This is a genomic window from Candidatus Zixiibacteriota bacterium (assembly GCA_036397555.1).
Lineage (GTDB): Bacteria > Zixibacteria > MSB-5A5 > WJJR01 > WJJR01 > DATKYL01.
Genome location: DASWIS010000033.1, coordinates 1 through 18,115 on the forward strand (window position 1 = coordinate 1; position 18,115 = coordinate 18,115).

Sequence of the window (18,115 nt, forward strand, 5' to 3'; positions counted from 1 at the left end):
TCCTCCCTCCTCGGGAGGACCGAAGCCTTAAAGCTTGGACGGACCCTGCTTCGGCGCGCCGAAGGGTCGTCAGAACGGATCGACGGACTACGTCTAAGGCCATGAGTATCAATCAGAACGGGTTATGAAACTGATTCTAGCTGTGGAATCGTCACCTGTTCTCATGAGATCGTACCCCTGAAGTAAGTCAGCCCTCTAATAGGCACGCCATTCAACTCATAGCGACCAAAGAACCAGTGGCCCTCGTGCTTCATGAACGTTTCCCAGACAAGCAAGCCGAAGAACAGAGCCGCTTGATCGCCGTTTCTGAGGCACGCCTTTTCCCAAATTGGCTGAAATACAGTGCCGGTCCAGTCTGAGCCGGGAATCCAGCTGGATGTTTGAACTTCTGTGCCCCCGATGCGCTCACTGAGAACTGCCATGATCGCCTCGTACTCTGAATCGCTTAAACGCGCCCGCCAGCGATCATAGTCTGCTCTGTGCGGAATCGTCTGAATGGGTTCTCGATCTTCCGTTGTGTATAGCATTCCCGAACCTCCCCGTTAGGGCCTGCCTCCCCACAACCGAGAGGCACAGTAGACACACGCATCGCATATGTCAAGACATGGCGACTCAAAGATTCTCAATTATTTGTGCGCCACAAGATGACCCCCAAATGATCTCCACTCGATCAGGAGATGCCGTAGATATTTGTGATGGGGCGCGTCGAAGAGTTCATTGAATACGGCGATCGCGTGCGCTGGCTGTTTCTGGACCTGAATTCGTACTTCGCGTCGGTCGAGCAGGAATTGAATCCCGCGTTGCGCGGCAAGCCGGTGGCGGTGGTCCCGGCGCTGGTCGGGTCGACCTGCTGCATCGCCGCCAGCTACGAGGCCAAGGCATGCGGGGTCAAGACCGGGACGATGGTCGCCGAGGCGCGGCGCCTGTGCCCGCAGATTCGTCTCGTCGAGGGACGGCCGAAGAGATATGTCGAGTACCACAACGCCATCGTCGAGGCGGTCGAACGCTGCCTGCCGGTCACCGCGGTGCACTCGATCGACGAAATGGCGTGCCGTTTGATCGGCAGTCAGCGCGAACCGGCCAACGCGCTAACATTGGCGCGCAAAGCCAAAGCGGCAATCCGCAGCGATGTCGGCTCGACGCTCGCCTGCTCGGTCGGGCTGGCGCCGAACCGTTATCTGGCCAAAGTCGCGACCGATCTGCAAAAACCCGACGGGCTGGTGTTGGTGCGCTCGGGCGATCTGCCCGAGATCCTCTACACGCTGACGCCGCCCGACCTGCCCGGCATCGGCTCGCGCATGTGGAAACGTTTGCAGGCGCGGGGCATCACGACCATCGAACGGCTGTGGATGATGGACGAAAAGCAGATGAAGTCGCTCTGGGGCGGCATAGTCGGGCAGCGATTCTGGCACTGGCTGCACGGGCACGACATTCCCGATATCGTCACCAAACACTCGTCATTGGGACACTCGCACGTGCTCCCGCCCAAGCTGCGCACCGAGGCGGGGACCTATCAGGTGCTGCAAAAGCTGCTGCACAAGGCGGCGGCGCGTCTGCGCTGGGAGCAGATGTGGACCACGCGCATGATGGTGTATGTCAAGTTCTACAACAAGGAATCATGGGAAGCGAAGGCATCGTTTATCGAATGCCAGGACACGCTGACGTTTTTGGAGACATTGCGAAAACTGTGGGACGAACGCCCGTCGTTTGCGCACCGTACGCCATTGGCGGCGGGGATCACCTTCATCGGGTTGATTCCCGATGAACGGCACAACATGTCGCTGTTCGGCGGCGAAAAACGGGTCGCCCTCAGCGCGGCGATCGACCGCATCACCGCCAAGTATGGTAAACGGTCGGTGTATTTCGGCGGGATTCACGGATTGGACGGTGTCGCGCCGACACGAATCGGGTTTACGAGCATCCCGAATGATGGGGGATGGTGGTAGCGGTGGATTGTAGGGGCACGGCCCCGCAAGCGGGATCTTCGACGCGCCTTGCCCCTACGGGGACCCGCCCAGCTTTTCCTGCAGCAACTCCATGAACCGCTTGGCGTCTTTGACCGCCATCCCAAGGTGGCAATTGTTGAAGAAGACATACACACGGTCGGCTTTGACACGCAGCGCCTGCAACCGTTCGATCCACTCGCCCAATTCGGCGTCGTTGTAGCTGTAATTGTATCGCTCTCCCCCGCCGTTCCACCATTGCGCCGCATTGCGCCCGTGGAGACGGACATACGCGGTGCGCGTGGTGGTCGCCGTCTCCGGCGGCAATAGATGCGGCAGCGCGGGTTCATCGACATTGCAATAGCCGATCTGCGCCTGCGCCATCGCCTCTTTGACCGACGGATCGAGCCAACTGTCGTGGCGATACTCGACGAACAACGGATACGGCGCGAAGCGGCGTGCGCCACCGAGCACATGATCGAGATTCTGAGCATTGCATCGGAACGAATATGGAAACTGCGCGAGCACTCCGCGCAGTTTTCCCGACTCCGACAGAGGCGCGACCGCATCCAGAAACGGAGCTGTCATTTCAACGGCCAAGGCGCGTTCGTGCGTGAACGAACTGTGCGTCTTGACCATGAACTCGAATCCCGGCGGTGTGCGGCGCGCCAATCCCTCGAATGTCTTGATGCCGGGGATGCGATAGTACGTCGAATTGATCTCGACCGTATCGAAATGATTCCGATAGTGCTCGAGCATCTTGCCGCGGGCGGTTCCCTCGGGATAGAAGGGTCCGATCCAATCGAGGAACGAGTAGCCGCTGGTGCCGATGCGGATGTCGGCGGGCAGCTTCCACTCTTGCCTTTCCGCCCCTTCAAGCAAATCGAACTGATCGGCAACCATCGAGAGGCCTACGCCGTATCGAGTTGTCCGCCAAACGCAATTCGTCCAGCGGCATCCGGCTGGTATAGCACGTGCACTCGCTCCTGCGTGACATCGCAGACATCGGCTATGGCGGATGCGATCCGCGCCGATTCATCGGCCATGCTCGCCTTGTCCGGCTGTCTCGCCTTGAGTACGGTGACAAAGACAGGCAGCATATCATTTTCAACGGGGGCATCATTCTCGGCGTAATGCGACGAGCTGGTCGTGCGCAGCCGGACCCAAGTCTGTCCCGCTGGGGTGCCGAAGACCTCCCCCAGGCGGTTCGCGAGTTCAGACGCCATTGTCGCACGGGGCACGGCGCCGTCGGGTGTGATCACTTCAATCTCGATGATCGGCATGGGTCGGTCTCCCTCATGATGGCGCGTGGACTCCGGCTTCGCAAACTCATGATACGATGTGTTTCTGTTGGAGGGCGGAGATTCTGAGTGCATCTTGATCGAAGTGCGCCTTGGAAGCGATGGTGTCTTCGGCCGTCAATAAAAAATCTGCGAGGGCCCCGACAATGAATCCAGCAGACACTCCCCGGAAAACCGAGTATGTCATCCACACGGATGTCAAATACGGCCCGCAGGAATTGGTCGACATCGGGCAAATTGCCGACGGGTGCACAGAACAGTGGTGGAATCAATCGCTGGTCCGTGTCAACGACTGTGTAGTTCGGCTCGGGGTCTTCTTAGGCGAGTTCCACTGGCATCAGCATGACCGCGAAGACGAATTTTTCTATGTCCTCGAGGGACTGTTGCATCTCGACTTCAGAGACCGCACGGTTGAGCTGCGGCCACGCCAGGGCATGCTGGTTTCGCGCGGCGTCGTGCATCGCACGCGCGCGCAACAACGGACGGTCGTGCTCATGACCGAAGCGGCGACCGTCGTTCCGACCGGGGACTGACACATCCGTGGACCCACGTCGCGTCCTCGTTACCGATGCAGGATACAAGCATTCCGTCGGGATGATTCGTTCGCTCGGACGCTCCGGACATCGCGTCTGCGCAGTCTCCCACAACAGGTGGGCGCCTGGGTTTTTTTCACGACACACGCGTGCCCATGCCGTTGTCCCAAATCCGGCAGCCGATGCCGACGTCTACGTCAACGAATTGATACGGTGGGGGCAACGCTGGGAGACACAAGTGCTGGTACCGGTGGGATACGCATCGTGTGCGGCAGTTGCGCGGCATCGTGACTGTTTGACAACCGCTGGGCTTCGCACGGTGGGACCGAAGCTGGAGTCGTTCCAATCCTGCGCGGACAAATGGACGATTGTCCAGGCAGCGCGCCCGCTTGGGATCAGGATTCCCCAGACCATATTGGTAACATCTGAGACGGAGATTGACGCGTTCGTGTCTGGGCACGTCCAGGCGATTGCGAAGTACCGGCACGAGTCGGCCGGTACGGGAGTTGTTTATCTGCGATCGAATGCTGATTGGCGCGCGGAGTTGCGCCGTCTCCCGATGGCGTCACGGGAGGACGGATCGCCGAACTTGATCGCGCAGGAGTACATCGACGGTGTTGCGCATGGCTACATGGCGTTGGCGTGGCACGGGCGTATCGTGCGCGAGTTCGCGCATCAGCGTCTGCGCGAATGGCCGGTGGCGGGCGGCGCGGCCACGGCGGCCATATCGGTCGACGATCCCGATTTGATCGATGCCGGGCGACGACTCATCACCGCCGTCGGGTGGCATGGCCCGGCGATGATCGAGTTTCGCTCCAACGAGTCGGGGCACTACTTGATTGAATTCAACCCGAAGTTCTGGGGGTCGCTGGAGTTGGCGCTTGATTGCGGAGCTGACTTTGCCGCTGACTATTGCGCGCTGGCATCGGGAGATGAATTGAGCGGACGGACGATGCCGACGTATCGTGTCGGGCAAAGATACTGGTGGCCATGGCGCGGTGATTGGCGTCGCTTGTGGCATCGTCCGTCCGACGCCGGTCGCGTCGTACGCGATCTTGTCTCTCCATCCACGCATTCGAACTGGTCGTGGCGCGACCCGACGCCAAACCTGATTGAGATCGGCGCGGAGTTCACGTATCCTATCCGACGCCATGCTTGATTCCGTGGTGGGCGCTTCAGGGCAGGCGAGACGGTGTCGCGTCCTCGCCCATGTCCACACGCGGCGTTCATCGGATGCGTCGATATCCGCACGGCAGATTGTCGACTATGCACGGACGCATTCAATCGATGCGGTCATCGTAACCGATCACAATACGCACCTGGGCTCGACAGACTGCGCTGAACTCTCAGGAGATGGTCCATTGTTCCCGATGTCGGCTGAGTACAAGTCGACGTCGGGAGACATCATCGCCGCCTGTCTGTCCCGACCGTTGCTCCAACGCGAGCCCATGGCACTGATCCAAGAGGCCCACGCGCAGGGAGCGCTGATCATCCTGCCCCATCCGTACAGAGGATCACACTTTTCCGATCGCATCCTCGAAGAGGCGGATATCATCGAGGTGTTCAATTCCCGGTGCTCGGATGAACTCAATGCAAGGGCGCTGGCGACCGCTCAGGCGCTGGGCAAACCCGGCATCGTCGGCGCCGACGCGCACCTCGCCCACGAGTTGGGGCTGGCGCTGAACGAGTATGATGCGCCGCTGACCGCAGACCTGCGCAGTATCCTGTTCTCGTCGTGGCAAGTGGCCAAAACTGAACACACGACAATGCGTTCTATTCGTCGGTCCCAGATGATCAAGGCACGTCGGCGTATGCGCCCGATACTTTTCGCCAAGAACCTCGTCCGCTGGGTTCAGTCTTCACCCACGGCCACACCATGACACCTGTGTCGAGATGGGTACACCGCCGATCATTCGCTGGATCATCGCCGACGGTCATCAGAGACGCGCTACTGAGTATACTTCCCGTTTGCTCTCGTCATTGATCGGCGGCCGCGCGGAGATTGTCCCACACGCCGACACGGCGGCACAACATCCAACAGTGTACTACGGCGACCATGCGACGAATGACGACTCCGCGTCACTCAGAATCACTCCCGATCGCGCGTTTTGGCACACCGTGGAGCAAGGCGGTGATCCATCTCCCGTCGCAAGCAGACTATGGCGCGACATTGAATTCCCGATCTGGGACCGGGGTGCAGCCGCTGCTGTCGGACGAGACACCGCTGTTAAACTATGCCCGGTCGATCCCATCGCCGCAGCGTTCTTTCTCGTCTCGAGAATTGAAGAGTGGCGCAGCAAGGCGAGTGATCAACACGGTCGGTTTCCTGCAAAGCGATCCTGGCTCGTCCGGCACGGGTTGATTGAAACGCCGGTGGTCCACGATTATGCAGCGGCCATCGCCGGGTCCATTGGACTGAAGACGCCGTTTGACTCGTCCCGGGCCAACTGGTGCCATGATCGACGCTTCGCCGTCGCCTTCACGCACGACATCGACCAGCTGCGGATGCATGGCCCCCTCTGGCAGGATGTACGGCGTTCGATCGGCGCGTTGCGATTTGCCGGCGGTCGGCGCACCACTGCCAAACGATTCCGCAGCCGCGCCTTAACCCGAGACGGCAGACAGCGTGATCCCTACGACACCGTGGATCAACTCTCACAGTGGCATGCCCGGAACGGGAATCGCGCGACATTCTTTCTGATCAACACGAAACCGTCGGCGACAGACGCCGACTATTCGTGCGGGGAACCGCGCATCCAATCACTCATCAGATCACTGACCGATCAGGGCCACGAGGTTGGACTGCATGGATCCTACTCGTCATTCGATCACCCGGAGCGTCTGGGTCAGGAGAAGTCGGGACTGGAACGCATCGTGGGCGCTGAATCGCGTGTGACACGCCAGCATTATCTGAGATTCGCCCCGCAAACGACTTGGCCGGCCCACATCGCCTCGGGATTTAAGATCGACAGCACACTCGGCCACGCGGAGCGATTCGGCTTTCGTGCCGGACTGGCCGTGCCGTTTCGGCCGTGGGACTACAGGGCCGACGCCCCATTCGATCTCTGGGAGTTGCCGCTGGTGATGATGGACGTCACGGCGCGCGAATACATGATGCTTACACCGCAGGAGGCAATCGAGCGGTCCGACCTGATCCTGCGGCAGATCGCCCGCGTGGGAGGAGCTGCCGCCGTGCTGTGGCATAACTCATCGTTCGATGATATCGACTGGCATGGCTGGGCGGACGTGTATCGTGCATGGCTGTCGGAGGCCGCGCGCCTGGAGGGATACAGCGCGACCGTCTCGGAGATTGTGCAGTCCTGGCGCGATTATCTCGACACACTGGCCATGCCGTAGGTCGATTGCGTCACTCCGTCGGTCTGATATCGCCGGCCGATGCAGAGACATCATAAACGAAGACTCCGGATACTGCGTGAACGGGCAGGACAGTGGAAGCGGTCACGGCGCTGTAGAGCGGCGCCGCCTGATCCTTCAGTGAGTCGAGGACAACCCAGTCGACGCCCGCTTGGGCGAGCACGTCGAAACAGCGATCCGGGTCGCTGTTCTCATAGAGTTGCGTATATGCAGCGGCAAACGCTTCCGCGCGATCGACCGGCGCCCCATAGTACAGCGGCCAATCGTGGGCGAGAAATCCGAGCAGGGGCGCGCGGCCCAGCACAATCCAGCAGAATGTCTCCGGTGTCGCCCACACGCGTTGTCCGTCGGCGGCGTGAGTCTGCAAATACTCGGTCGCCGGTCTCATCCGCGCATCCCAGACCCGGTACGAGTACGACGTCACAGACGTACCCACAAGAATCGGCACGAGCCAGACGGCGCCCATCGCTAAGCGGCAGGCGCTTGCCACGTGCGTTCGAACCCTGCATGCCCATGTGCTGATCAGGTACTCAAGCCCGATGCCCGCGATCGGGACGATCATTACCGCGGCCAGGAATGCGAGTCGAATCGCGAATGCTGCCTGGATCATGAACCAGGCAGCCAATAATGATCCAACAAACAACCCAATACACGTCCTCCACAGAGTACCGACCATCCGGGCGTGCAACCCCGACCGTGAACAGAGCACTGCCAGAAAGACGAGCGCTGCGTTGATGAGCAGGGCGCCTGCAGTCACAATCGGACCATGCGCATCAGATCCGAGCGTTGCGATGGCGAGCATGCGCCCAGCCAGAAACCGCATCAGATCGTCCGGCACGAGTGTCAAACCCGACCAGGATTCGCCGATGGTGGACGTCGCACGCAACAGCCATGTAATGCCTGCGGCGGCGACCACCGATGCGGTATAGGCCCATGTTCTGGGCGCGAGGAGGGCCTGGCGTCGTGTCACGAGTGCGATCCCGCAGACGCAGAAGATGTGCGCGGGCCAGAGAATGATCGAAGCACCCAGCGACAGCGCCCCCGACAGCGATTTCACCATCGACGATTCCTGGCTCCAAACCCACCATCCCCAGATCGCAAACGGCATCGAAAAACAGGCGGCGCTGGCGAAGAGGTATCCCGTCTGTTCCTTGAAGAAAAACGATAAGCCCAAAACAAACAGTGCCGTTTCCGTCTCTTCAGCCCTGAGAATCGATTTCCATGCGGTCCGACAGATGATCCACAGGGCGAGGAGATCCCATATTGATGCCCACCGCAACGCCTCCATCGCCGACTCCCCGGTCAACCGCATGACCTGTCCCCAGATGGTGTGAAAGACCGGGGGATATCCGGTGGGAACACCGATCACCGGATCGATCCACGGTGAACCCAGAGACGCCCAGAGCGTTTTGCCCGCATAGAAGGCGACATCATTCGAGAACGGATACAGGGTCACCGGCAGTGCCGCCAGCATGGCCAGCGCCGCCGCGGCGACCGGCAGGAATCGATGTCGTCGCAGAAGAGCAACAAGGCAGAGGCCGCAAGCAATGGCGGGCAATCCGACGACAACGAGGCCGAATTTCGAGCCGACGTCGCCGCCCTGGGCCCCATAGAACGGTTCAAGCCAGCAGTATGAGATGATTCCGAACGCCAATGACAAAAGCACCGCGTGGTGGCGTCTCATGAGACCGACAATGGGTGTCGTCATCCGGCGGGAATATCACCTCGCCACCGGGCCTGATAATAGCGAAATGACGGACGCGCAGCGTCTTGCGGCTCTCATACCATTCCCGCCGCGTCCGATAAAGAGAGCAGAGGCCTAATTGCGGCGCGCCGGTCGCTTCCCGCGCCGGCACAGCGTATTGATACGCCCATCCCAGGGGGAGCAAATGCGGACAGAACAGCGGCAATGGGTACCCGGCGCCGGTTGGACACCGGACACACCGCCATACCTGAGTGAGCTGGCTCAGTTGGTGTTCGTGTTCGGCGGCAGCACGGTCATGAAGGATCCAAAGCACTTCGCGGACGTCAGACACTCCTATCCGCAGGCGCACATCATGGGTTGCTCGACCGCCGGTGAAATCTGCGGGACCACCGTCTGCGACGATACGCTTGTGACGACGGCGGTCGAATTCGAGAATACCGATATCCAAGTCGCGCACGTCGACATCGACGACGTCGGCGACTGTGTCAGGGCCGGGGCACAACTGGCCTCGTCGCTGCCGCACGATCAGTTGGTGCACGTTTTTGTCCTGTCCGACGGATTGAAGATCAACGGCAGTGAACTCGTGCAAGGGATGCTTTCGGCGCTGCCGCCGGGCGTCGCCGTGACCGGGGGGCTCTCGGGGGACGGTGCACGGTTTGAACGGACATATGTTTGTATCGACGACATCCCGCGTGAGGGCATTATCGCGGCGCTTGGGTTGTATGGGTCGCACTTGAAGGTCGGGTATGGTTCGCTGGGCGGATGGGACCCGTTCGGACCGGAGCGTTTGATCACGCGGTCGAAGGGCAATGTCCTCTACGAGCTGGACGGACAGTCGGCCCTGGCGCTGTACAAGACTTACCTCGGCGAACATGCCCAGGGATTGCCGTCCACGGGCCTGCTATTCCCATTGAGCATCCGCACGCGTGAGGGGCAGAGCGGAGTCGTCCGCACGATTCTCGGAGTCAATGAGACCGATCAGAGCATGACGTTCGCCGGTGACATGCCGGAGGGCGCGTATGCACGCCTGATGAAAGCCAACTTCGACCGGCTGATCGACGGCGCGCACGGCGCCGCGCAGGCGAGTTATGAGGTGGTCGGCTCAATGACACCGGACCTCGCACTGCTGATCAGTTGCGTTGGGCGCAAGCTCGTCCTCAAGCAGCGCATCGAAGAGGAAGTCGAGAGCGTGCGCGAAGTGCTCGGCGAGACAGCCGCGCTGGCGGGGTTCTACTCCTATGGCGAGATTTCACCGTTCACACCGTCGGCCAAGTGCGAGCTGCACAATCAGACGATGACGATTACGACGTTTTCTGAAGTGTAGACGATGCACAAGCTGCTGTTCAACCAGTTGCGTCGTCACAAGGGCGACGTGGCGTCGCCGCCGATCCACTGGGCGGAGTTCATTCGGGCAATCGATGCCGCCTACGAGCAGGCCGACGAAGACCGCGTGCTGCTGGAGCGCTCGCTGGAATTGACGTCGCAGGAGCTCCTGGAGCGCAACGAGCATTTGCGCCGGGACATCGAATCGCGCGACCGGTCAGCCGTGGTCCAGATTCTGCGTGCGGAGAAACTCAAGAAGCAAAACGCCGCACTGGTTGAGCTGGCGCGCAGCCAGACTGTGGCGCACGGATATCTCAAGAACGCGCTGCAAACCATCACGGAGGTCGCGGCGCGCAATCTCGAAGTCGAGCGGGTGGGTGTCTGGCTTCTGTCCGAGGATCGCAAGCTCCTGCGCTGTCAGGAAGTCTATACCCTGGAGAGCGATCAGCACTCGTCTGGTGCCGAGCTGCGAACTGCGGGATACCCCGGCTACTTCCGGGCACTGGAGCGCGACCGAGCGATTGTGGCCAATGACGCGCGGATGCACGCCGACACCCGAGAGTTTACGGACTCCTATTTGGTACCATTGGGGATTACATCAATGCTCGATGTGGCCTTGCGCAAGGGAGGCCATACCGTCGGGGTCTTGTGTCTGGAGCACATCGGGACGATGCGGACATGGACTACGGAGGAGCAGGCGTTCGCGGGCTCGTTGGCTGATCTGGTGTCGCTGTCGCTGGAGTCATGGGATCGACGACGTGCCGAAGAGGAGTTGGAGCGATCGCTGTCCATCCTGCGCGCGACACTGGACTCGAGCGCCGACGGAGTCCTTGTCGTCGACGATAACGGCCGCGTCATCAGCTTTAACCGGCGGTTTCTCGATATGTGGAAGATTCCAGAGTCCGTCATGCTGACACGCGACGACGATCAGCTTCTCGCGTCTGTCTTGGAACAACTCGCCGACCCCGGCGAATTCATGGCACGTATCCGCGAACTCTATGCCAGCCCCCAGGAGAGCAGCGTCGATATGGTCGTATTCAAAGACGGCCGTGTCTTCGAACGATCCTCGATGCCGGGGCACTTCGGCGGCGAAGGAAGCGGGCGCGTGTGGGGATTCCGCGATGTGACGGAGAAGCTGCGTGCTGAGCGTGAATTGCTCCGCGCCAAACGCCTTGAGGCAGCCGGGCAACTGGCCGGGCAGATCGCCCATGACTTCAATAACCTGTTGAGTCCGTTGCTCGCCTACCCGGCGGTACTCCGGACGATGTTTCCGACCGACGAGCGCACCGAACGAATTCTGGATGATCTGGAGAGCGCATCGCGACAGATCGCCGAGATAAACCAGCAATTGCTGACTCTGGGCCGCCGCGGGCACTACAACATTGAACCGATGGACATCAACCGGATCGTCGATGCCGCGATCCGGGGTGTCGAGATTCCCGACACAATGCAAATCATTCGACAGATGGCCGACAAACTGCTGCCGCTCAAAGGTGGCGCGGCACAGATCATGCGCGTGCTGGCAAACCTGATCTCCAACGCCATTGACGCGACCGACGGCAAGGGGACGATCATATGCCGCACATCGAACGTCTATCTGGATACCGCCATACGACGTTACAACTCCATCGTGGTCGGTGAGTATGTCCGGATCGACCTCGCCGATGATGGACCCGGAATTCCGGCGGACATCATCGAACGCATTTTCGAGCCGTTCTTTACGACGAAGAAGACCAATAAGAAGAGCGGCAGCGGGCTCGGGCTGAGCGTGGTCCACTCGGTCGTGGAGGATCACAAGGGTTACATCGATCTCCAGACGGCGGGCGGCACGGGGACGACATTCAGCATCTATCTGCCGGTCGACCGCAGCGCCGCCCTGCCGGAGTCCACGGCGTCAAGTCTCCCCCGTGGCGCCAATCAAATCATTCTGATTGTCGATGATGATCCCACGCAACGCCGGGTCGCCGCCGTCGCGCTCGAAGGGCTGGGATACCGCGTGGTAACCAAGTCCAGCGGCGAGGAAGCGGTAGAGCACCTGCGCGAGAACACGTGCGATCTGGTCGTCCTGGACATGATCATGGATGGAATCGATGGCGCCGAAGCACTGCGTCGCATCCGGAATATTCATCCGCATTTGCCGACGCTGATTCTGTCCGGGTTCGCGCAATGTGAACGAGTCAGGACGGCGATGGAATTGGGCGCGCTGGCCTTCATTCCCAAGCCGATCGACCTCAAAGTGTTCGCGCGCGCTGTGGCCGACGCTCTGTCGGTGCGGCATGGAGCAATCGCAAACTCGTCCGTCGGGGATCGCTGAAGATCCGATGACAGGTTTGTAACGTGGGGGGCGGCAATGAGCGACAGATGCAGACGATGGATCGGGCTCTTATGTGTCGCGGGCGTTCTGCCCGTGTTGTCGTGTTCATCGGGTCAGGACTCATCGACGGAGCCGACCGTCACCGAGGTGACGTTTGACGGCACGGTTCACCTGCCGGAATCGTCGTATCTGACATACGAAGACATTGCCCTCGGATTCGGCGAGCGCGATGTTGCCGTTTCTACCGACGGTGCGTTTTCGATCGCGGGCAACCAGCATCTCCCCGGAATCGCCATGGCGCGCGACCTCTGGGGTGAACCGATTCTCATGGCGGTCGTCCCCGATCCGGTTGAGGGATTGCAGGTAACCGTCGATGTCCATTCGACCGCTCTGGCACTTGCCTTCCTGCACCCATTCGTCTGCACCAGCAATCCTGATTACGCCGAAGAGGTAGTGACTGATCTCGAGTCACTCTCCGAGCTGGGCGAACTCGAGTCGCTCCTGTCCGAGCAACTGTCGGGGGATGTATTGGCACTGGTGTATGACAACCCCGATCTCGAGGACGCGCTCTCTCGTGTCGTGGAGGCATACGTGAACTCGTACCCGCCGACGACATCACTGCTCGCGGTCCTGCCGGCGCATCGCTCACCGTCAACTCCACAGGACGATGATGTTCAGATCCTGCCAAACGGGCAGGTCAGCGGGCATCAGCTCAATTGGAAGGGCGGCAGTTCGTTTGAGATTCTGAATTCGTATGGACGCTGGGCGTACTGCACGACGCCCAGCGACTCGTTCTTCCTCTGGCCCAATGGCGACTTCCTCGACTTGCTCAAGGCCACTCAGCCATGGGCGCCGTCGTCTAAAAACTTCACCATGTCGGTGCCTCCGAATTCGGACACGCAGTATGTCTCCGTGTACGGCTATGGGTTTTCTCCCATGGCGGGAAACGACTGGGATTCGCTCGATGCCAACGAGCGGTTACACGCGAACGCCGCCGGCATTGCCACCATTGTAGTTGAATTATGCGGACAGATGCTGGCAGTCGTGACCAACACGTCACGCACACTGGGGAATGAGGACGTCGCATCTCGTCTGGGCGGCACGATCGTCGGACTTCTGCTTTCCGACGGCGTGCTGATGTCCCAGGTCTCCGCATACATCGCCGTGAACGATCCCTGGGGGCTCTCGTGGCATTTGACCAAGCATGTCCTCAGCGAATTGACGGTCAATCCGTCGTTCCGTTCGGCGTTCGTCGCGGCTACGGGTATGGCCCTGACCGACGGGGCGCTTTCAAAGCTGGCCTCGTGGCTGTCGGTGCCCGCCAAGGCGGTCATGACGTTTAATTCTGTATCATCGGTCATGAAGACCGCTTTGGGGCTCTCTTCGGCGCGATTCAGGACATCCTTTGCCGTGTGGCGTGATGTCATTGAGTACGGATCGGTGCGCGGGCAAGTGGCGGATGCGGAAGATGGCTCACCGCTTACGGGGGCTGTCGTGACGCTGACCGGCGATGAGAATAACCCGTTGAATCCGGATCACGAAGTTACGACGGGATCTGACGGGTACTATCGCTTCGACTATATCGGCGCGGGACCCAAATCGATCTCGGCGAGCAAGTCGGGATATACGCCCAAGGCAATCGGCGTCGTCATCGAAACCGACGCGGAGATCACGGCCAATATCACGCTCCAGCGCGGCGGCGCGGGAGTATCGGGGCGGGTGCTCAACGGGATTTTCGTACATCACAACATTCAGTCGGGGCTCTTCTCGGAATCCCTGGAACTTGTGGCCATTCACGCAGGCGGCGTGGAAGTCAACCGGTACCTGTATGTCAACAATGGCACATACACCATGGCTCTCCCCGCTGGATCGTGGTGGATCAAGGCACAATATGAAGACTACAAGCCGGACTCATTCCTGGTCACAGTCCCCGGCAGCGGCGGCGTCTCCGCCCCGCGTGATCTGGTGCTGGAACCGAATCCGTCAATGACTGGGCAGATCGACATCGACATGAACAACGACGGGACCTTCGAGACAAGTTTTGAGATCACGTTTCCGTCCGTCGGACTCACGTCGCCGACATTGGCGCCCTGCGCACCCGGCGGAAACGGCGCCAACACAATGATGGGAATGGCGGGACAGGGAACATCGTATGCCAACTTCGACTTTGTCTACGTCGGCTTCAGCACGACGACAATCACCGGGCCGGGTGTCTACCCGGTCGGCGGATTGTATCCGTTTGGCTGTCTGTCGGGCGGCACCCAGACGATCGGCTGGTTGGGAACCAGTCGGAGGCAATGCAACAACCCCGACGGTTCAGGGCCAATGAGTTTCACAATCATCGGCGATCCGGAGACACCCGGATGCGATTGCGGCATCAGCCAGCCGGGCAACGTATTCGTGACGGACTGGAACTCGGAACTGGGCGGCTTGGTGGCGGGTGGTGTCACGGCAGATCTCGCCGGCTGGGCGAATTGCCATTGTTCCAGCAGCGATGAGGACGGCGACGGCATCGATGATGACTACGATGTCACCTGCGCCAGGGCGCGTCTGCACCTCGACTTCCGATTCCTGGTGGGGACAGACTATCTGGTGGGCTGGATGCCGTCAACTCCGCCAATTCCGTAGGAGGACGATTGCCTGGGACCGTATCGAAGATCAAAAGTACATTTCCAGGCCCAGCGTCGGAATGACATCCGAGCGCAGGCCCCCGTCATTGAGCGGCACCAGCAGATTTGCCATCAGGATGACGTTGTCACGCGGCGTGTACTTGATGCCGATCGACGAATTCACGACGTTGTCGTGATGGAAGTTGGGGATGTTGGTCGACGGCACGACCTGAACAATTAATTGCTCCTCGTCGACCGTGGGCCCGACAGCGGTCGGTTTCGGAAACTGCAATTCGTCGATGGCATCGCCGACCTCGTACTCCCCCAGCCAATCCAGCGCCAGAGTGATCGTCTCGCTGATCTTCTGATCGTAACCGACGGCGACTTCGATCTCGTTGTTGTCGTAGTCGCTGCCTCGGTAATCGAATCCGATGTTGGCGTGCGGGGCGAGATTCCCCAGTTCTTTCGACGCAATCAGCAGAGTGCGAATACTGGTCGCGCCGGAACCCAAAAAGTCCTCTTCACGTCCCGTCGGCAGCCGCACTTCCGATTGGATCGACAAATCTGTCTGACTCCCGCGGTGGAAATTGTACTTGGCGCGCAGGGCAATGTCACCGACGCCCGAGGCGGTCGCATCGACCGGTTCGGGGCGCAAGGTGAGCACCGGGGCCTCGCTTGTACCGCCAAAATAGTGGTACGCCATCCCGCTGTGATTGTAGGTAAAGCTCGTTATCTGCGCCAACGGAGCCGCGTACAGCGAGACGCGCACGAATGGGATCGAGACACCGACATCGAGATTGTCCAGCAATCCGTAGGACCCCTGGACTACGAACACCGAAGCGTCGACGTCCATGCCGATCATCAGATCGATATAGTCGAATTCGAATGGCGAATCGCCCATCCCGGGCGCGCCGACGTCCTCATGAAGAAAGTAAAACCGGGCGTCGGCCGTCTTGACACCCCGAATCTTCGATAATCCAAGATACGAGTAGTTGGCACCGATGCTCAGGCGGTTGCGGCCGATCGTGCGCGCACGGTCGGCGAAGATCGGACCGGCGCTGGCGGAGGTTGCAACCGGCACTCCTCCGGAGAATTCGAATGTCACGCCGGTGGATGTCGAGCTCAGCGGAAAGGTGGCGGTGTTGGCGCCGATGAAGTTTTTCAGCGCGGTGATAATGCGGCCGCTGCTGGCGACGTTGTCGGGGCGAAAGTGATTGGCGTGCTCGGTCCCGGGAGGACCCCCCAATCCGATCTCCAGGACCGCGTCGAAAATCGACTCGATTTCACCGGCCAGATCGTCCGCTGCGCGCGCGGGTTGCCCGAACGCGATCGCCGCGACGACGAGAACGACAAAGCAAGACCACTGGTTTGCGCACATGCGGCAACTCCTGGTGTCAACGTTGTTGAGTCATGTTCCGAATCGACCAGATCCCGTCGGTTTCGGAGAGTTCAATGTCGTATCGGACTGTTTCGCTGCGTTGGCCGCCGGCATCGCGGAAACTCATGCGGACGGCGACACGGGCCTTCGCCTCACGGTCATCCAGCGCAATCTCATCGAATGTGCTCGTAACAATCAAGTCTTTCGTCTGTTCTGTGAATTGCTGCCACATCGATTGTTGTTCTTTCGGCATCGACGGGTACCCCGCCGACAACGCGGCCACGTCGCGCCGCGAGAGCGATTGCCAGAACTGGTCGATGAGTTCGGTGACGTCTGTGGAATCTTTGTGACGGCCGCTATCGGACGCGTCACCGAAGAGCGTAAGCGCCCGCCGATATCGGCTCCCGGCCTGTGTCCATTCATGAATATGCCGCAGAGAATCTCCCGCGGCCTCGTCGGACAAGCCCCGTTTATAAGGTTCCAGTCCCATGTCGTCCTGATCGACGCGAGACCTGGCATCGATCACGCGATCTCTCAGTTGCAGCGCCGCCTCCTCCAACTGCGGATCGGGCTGGATCGGTACTGAGTGCGATTCCGCAATCGTGGTTGAGTCGGGCCGGGACGGCATCTGTTCGGGTGCCGTCAGTGCGCTTTGATCACTCGAAGTGTCCTGGGTCATCCCGGCAGGGACATCCCCGGATGTGCGAGCCCCCTGGGACAGATAAAAAGCGATGGCCGCGGCACCGAATGCCAGGATCGCGGCCGATGTGATCCAGATTGCACGCCGCCCGGTCGCTTTTGGTTCCAGACGTATCGGTTCACCGACCGCCAGACCGGCCGCGCAGCGGCGCAATGCCTCAAATGGCTCGCTGATCTGCTGGTAACGCTGAGTGACATCCTTGCACAGCATTCGTTCAACAATGGCGGCCAAATCACTCGGGATGTTATTGGGCAGAGCCGGAACCGGGTCGTTGGCGATAGCGGAAATCGTCAACAGGTCACTGTCACGCGCAAACGGCTGCCGCCCGCTGAGCAGCTCGTATAGGACGACGCCGACCGAAAAGATGTCGGTGCGGTGATCGAGCGTCTGTCCGCCCGCCTGTTCCGGCGACATGTACGATACCGTACCGGGGATCAGGCCGACCGCCGTGATCTCTGCGTCGGCGGGACGCTTGGCCAGACCAAAGTCGAGAATCTTGACGTTGCCGTGTGCATCCAGCAGGATGTTGGCGGGTTTGATGTCACGGTGAATTACCCCGGCGCGATGCGCGGCCGCCAATCCGGCGCAAATCTGCCCGGCGACCCGCAGCGTCTCCTCCAGCGGCATACCCCCGGAAACGATCCGATCGCGGAGTGATCCCCCTTCGACCAGCTCCATGGCGAAGTACGGCAGTCCCTCGTGCTGGGATACTTCGTAGATGTGGATGATGTTCGGATGATTGATCGCGGCGATCGAGCGCGCCTCGCGGACAAAGCGGGCACGAAACTCGTCATCGTAGGACAGTGCCGACGGCAGGAACTTCAGCGCGACCCGCCGCTGCAGACGGGTGTCCTCGGCGACATAGACTTCCCCCATCCCCCCGGAGCCGAGGTGTTCGACCACACGGTAATGGGCGACGCTTTGTCCGATCATG

Annotated in this window: 14 protein-coding genes; 8 read left to right on the forward strand and 6 right to left on the reverse strand. The window is 60.4% G+C overall.

Going from position 1 to position 18,115, the window contains the following annotated elements; all coding sequences use genetic code 11:
* Positions 1–161: 161 nt before the first annotated feature.
* On the reverse strand, positions 162–527 hold the full coding sequence (locus VGB22_10480) for a hypothetical protein (GenBank protein ID HEX9751691.1): 366 nt from the start codon (positions 525–527) through the stop codon (positions 162–164).
* A gap of 168 nt (positions 528–695) precedes the next feature.
* Between VGB22_10480 and VGB22_10485 the strand changes: the two genes are divergently transcribed.
* Complete coding sequence (locus tag VGB22_10485) at positions 696–1,946, forward strand: DNA polymerase (protein ID HEX9751692.1); 1,251 nt, start codon at positions 696–698, stop codon at positions 1,944–1,946.
* A gap of 54 nt (positions 1,947–2,000) precedes the next feature.
* Here the strand turns inward: VGB22_10485 and VGB22_10490 are convergent, their stop codons facing one another.
* Both VGB22_10490 and VGB22_10495 read right to left on the reverse strand, forming a co-directional pair.
* Complete coding sequence (locus VGB22_10490) at positions 2,001–2,846, reverse strand: DUF72 domain-containing protein (protein ID HEX9751693.1); 846 nt, start codon at positions 2,844–2,846, stop codon at positions 2,001–2,003.
* A gap of 8 nt (positions 2,847–2,854) precedes the next feature.
* A complete protein-coding gene (locus tag VGB22_10495; GenBank protein ID HEX9751694.1) occupies positions 2,855–3,226 on the reverse strand; it encodes a hypothetical protein in 372 nt (123 codons plus the stop codon).
* A 164-nt stretch (positions 3,227–3,390) separates the two neighbouring features.
* Here VGB22_10495 and VGB22_10500 point away from each other — a divergent pair, with 164 nt between their 5' ends.
* The 4 genes from VGB22_10500 to VGB22_10515 all read left to right on the forward strand — a co-directional run bounded on the left by VGB22_10500 (position 3,391) and on the right by VGB22_10515 (position 7,134).
* Positions 3,391–3,777, forward strand: a complete 387-nt coding sequence (locus VGB22_10500; protein ID HEX9751695.1) for a cupin domain-containing protein — start codon at positions 3,391–3,393, stop codon at positions 3,775–3,777.
* Between the two features lie 61 nt (positions 3,778–3,838).
* Positions 3,839–4,936, forward strand: coding sequence for an ATP-grasp domain-containing protein (locus VGB22_10505; protein ID HEX9751696.1), 1,098 nt, complete (start codon positions 3,839–3,841; stop codon positions 4,934–4,936).
* A complete protein-coding gene (locus VGB22_10510; GenBank protein HEX9751697.1) occupies positions 4,929–5,657 on the forward strand; it encodes a PHP domain-containing protein in 729 nt (242 codons plus the stop codon). Before VGB22_10505 ends, VGB22_10510 begins: the two co-directional genes overlap by 8 nt.
* Positions 5,658–5,670: 13 nt before the next feature.
* A complete protein-coding gene (locus VGB22_10515; GenBank protein ID HEX9751698.1) occupies positions 5,671–7,134 on the forward strand; it encodes a polysaccharide deacetylase family protein in 1,464 nt (487 codons plus the stop codon).
* A 10-nt stretch (positions 7,135–7,144) separates the two neighbouring features.
* Here VGB22_10515 and VGB22_10520 read toward each other — a convergent pair whose 3' ends face one another.
* Positions 7,145–8,860: a hypothetical protein gene (locus VGB22_10520; GenBank protein ID HEX9751699.1), complete on the reverse strand. Its 1,716-nt coding sequence runs from the start codon at positions 8,858–8,860 to the stop codon at positions 7,145–7,147.
* A gap of 181 nt (positions 8,861–9,041) precedes the next feature.
* Between VGB22_10520 and VGB22_10525 the strand changes: the two genes are divergently transcribed.
* Genes VGB22_10525 through VGB22_10535 form a run of 3 tightly spaced genes read left to right on the forward strand, consistent with a single transcriptional unit; the run spans position 9,042 to position 15,122 of the window.
* On the forward strand, positions 9,042–10,181 hold the full coding sequence (locus VGB22_10525) for an FIST N-terminal domain-containing protein (GenBank protein ID HEX9751700.1): 1,140 nt from the start codon (positions 9,042–9,044) through the stop codon (positions 10,179–10,181).
* Positions 10,182–10,184: 3 nt separating this feature from the next.
* Entirely contained in the window at positions 10,185–12,494 is a 2,310-nt protein-coding gene (locus VGB22_10530; GenBank protein ID HEX9751701.1) for a response regulator, read from the forward strand.
* 36 nt (positions 12,495–12,530) lie between these two features.
* The gene (locus VGB22_10535; protein ID HEX9751702.1) at positions 12,531–15,122 is read left to right on the forward strand and encodes a carboxypeptidase-like regulatory domain-containing protein; all 2,592 of its coding nucleotides are present in this window, start codon (positions 12,531–12,533) and stop codon (positions 15,120–15,122) included.
* Between the two features lie 30 nt (positions 15,123–15,152).
* Here VGB22_10535 and VGB22_10540 read toward each other — a convergent pair whose 3' ends face one another.
* On the reverse strand, positions 15,153–16,481 hold the full coding sequence (locus VGB22_10540; GenBank protein ID HEX9751703.1) for a hypothetical protein: 1,329 nt from the start codon (positions 16,479–16,481) through the stop codon (positions 15,153–15,155).
* A 16-nt stretch (positions 16,482–16,497) separates the two neighbouring features.
* Positions 16,498–18,114, reverse strand: a complete 1,617-nt coding sequence (locus tag VGB22_10545; protein HEX9751704.1) for a serine/threonine-protein kinase — start codon at positions 18,112–18,114, stop codon at positions 16,498–16,500.
* Between the last annotated feature and the right edge of the window lies 1 nt (position 18,115).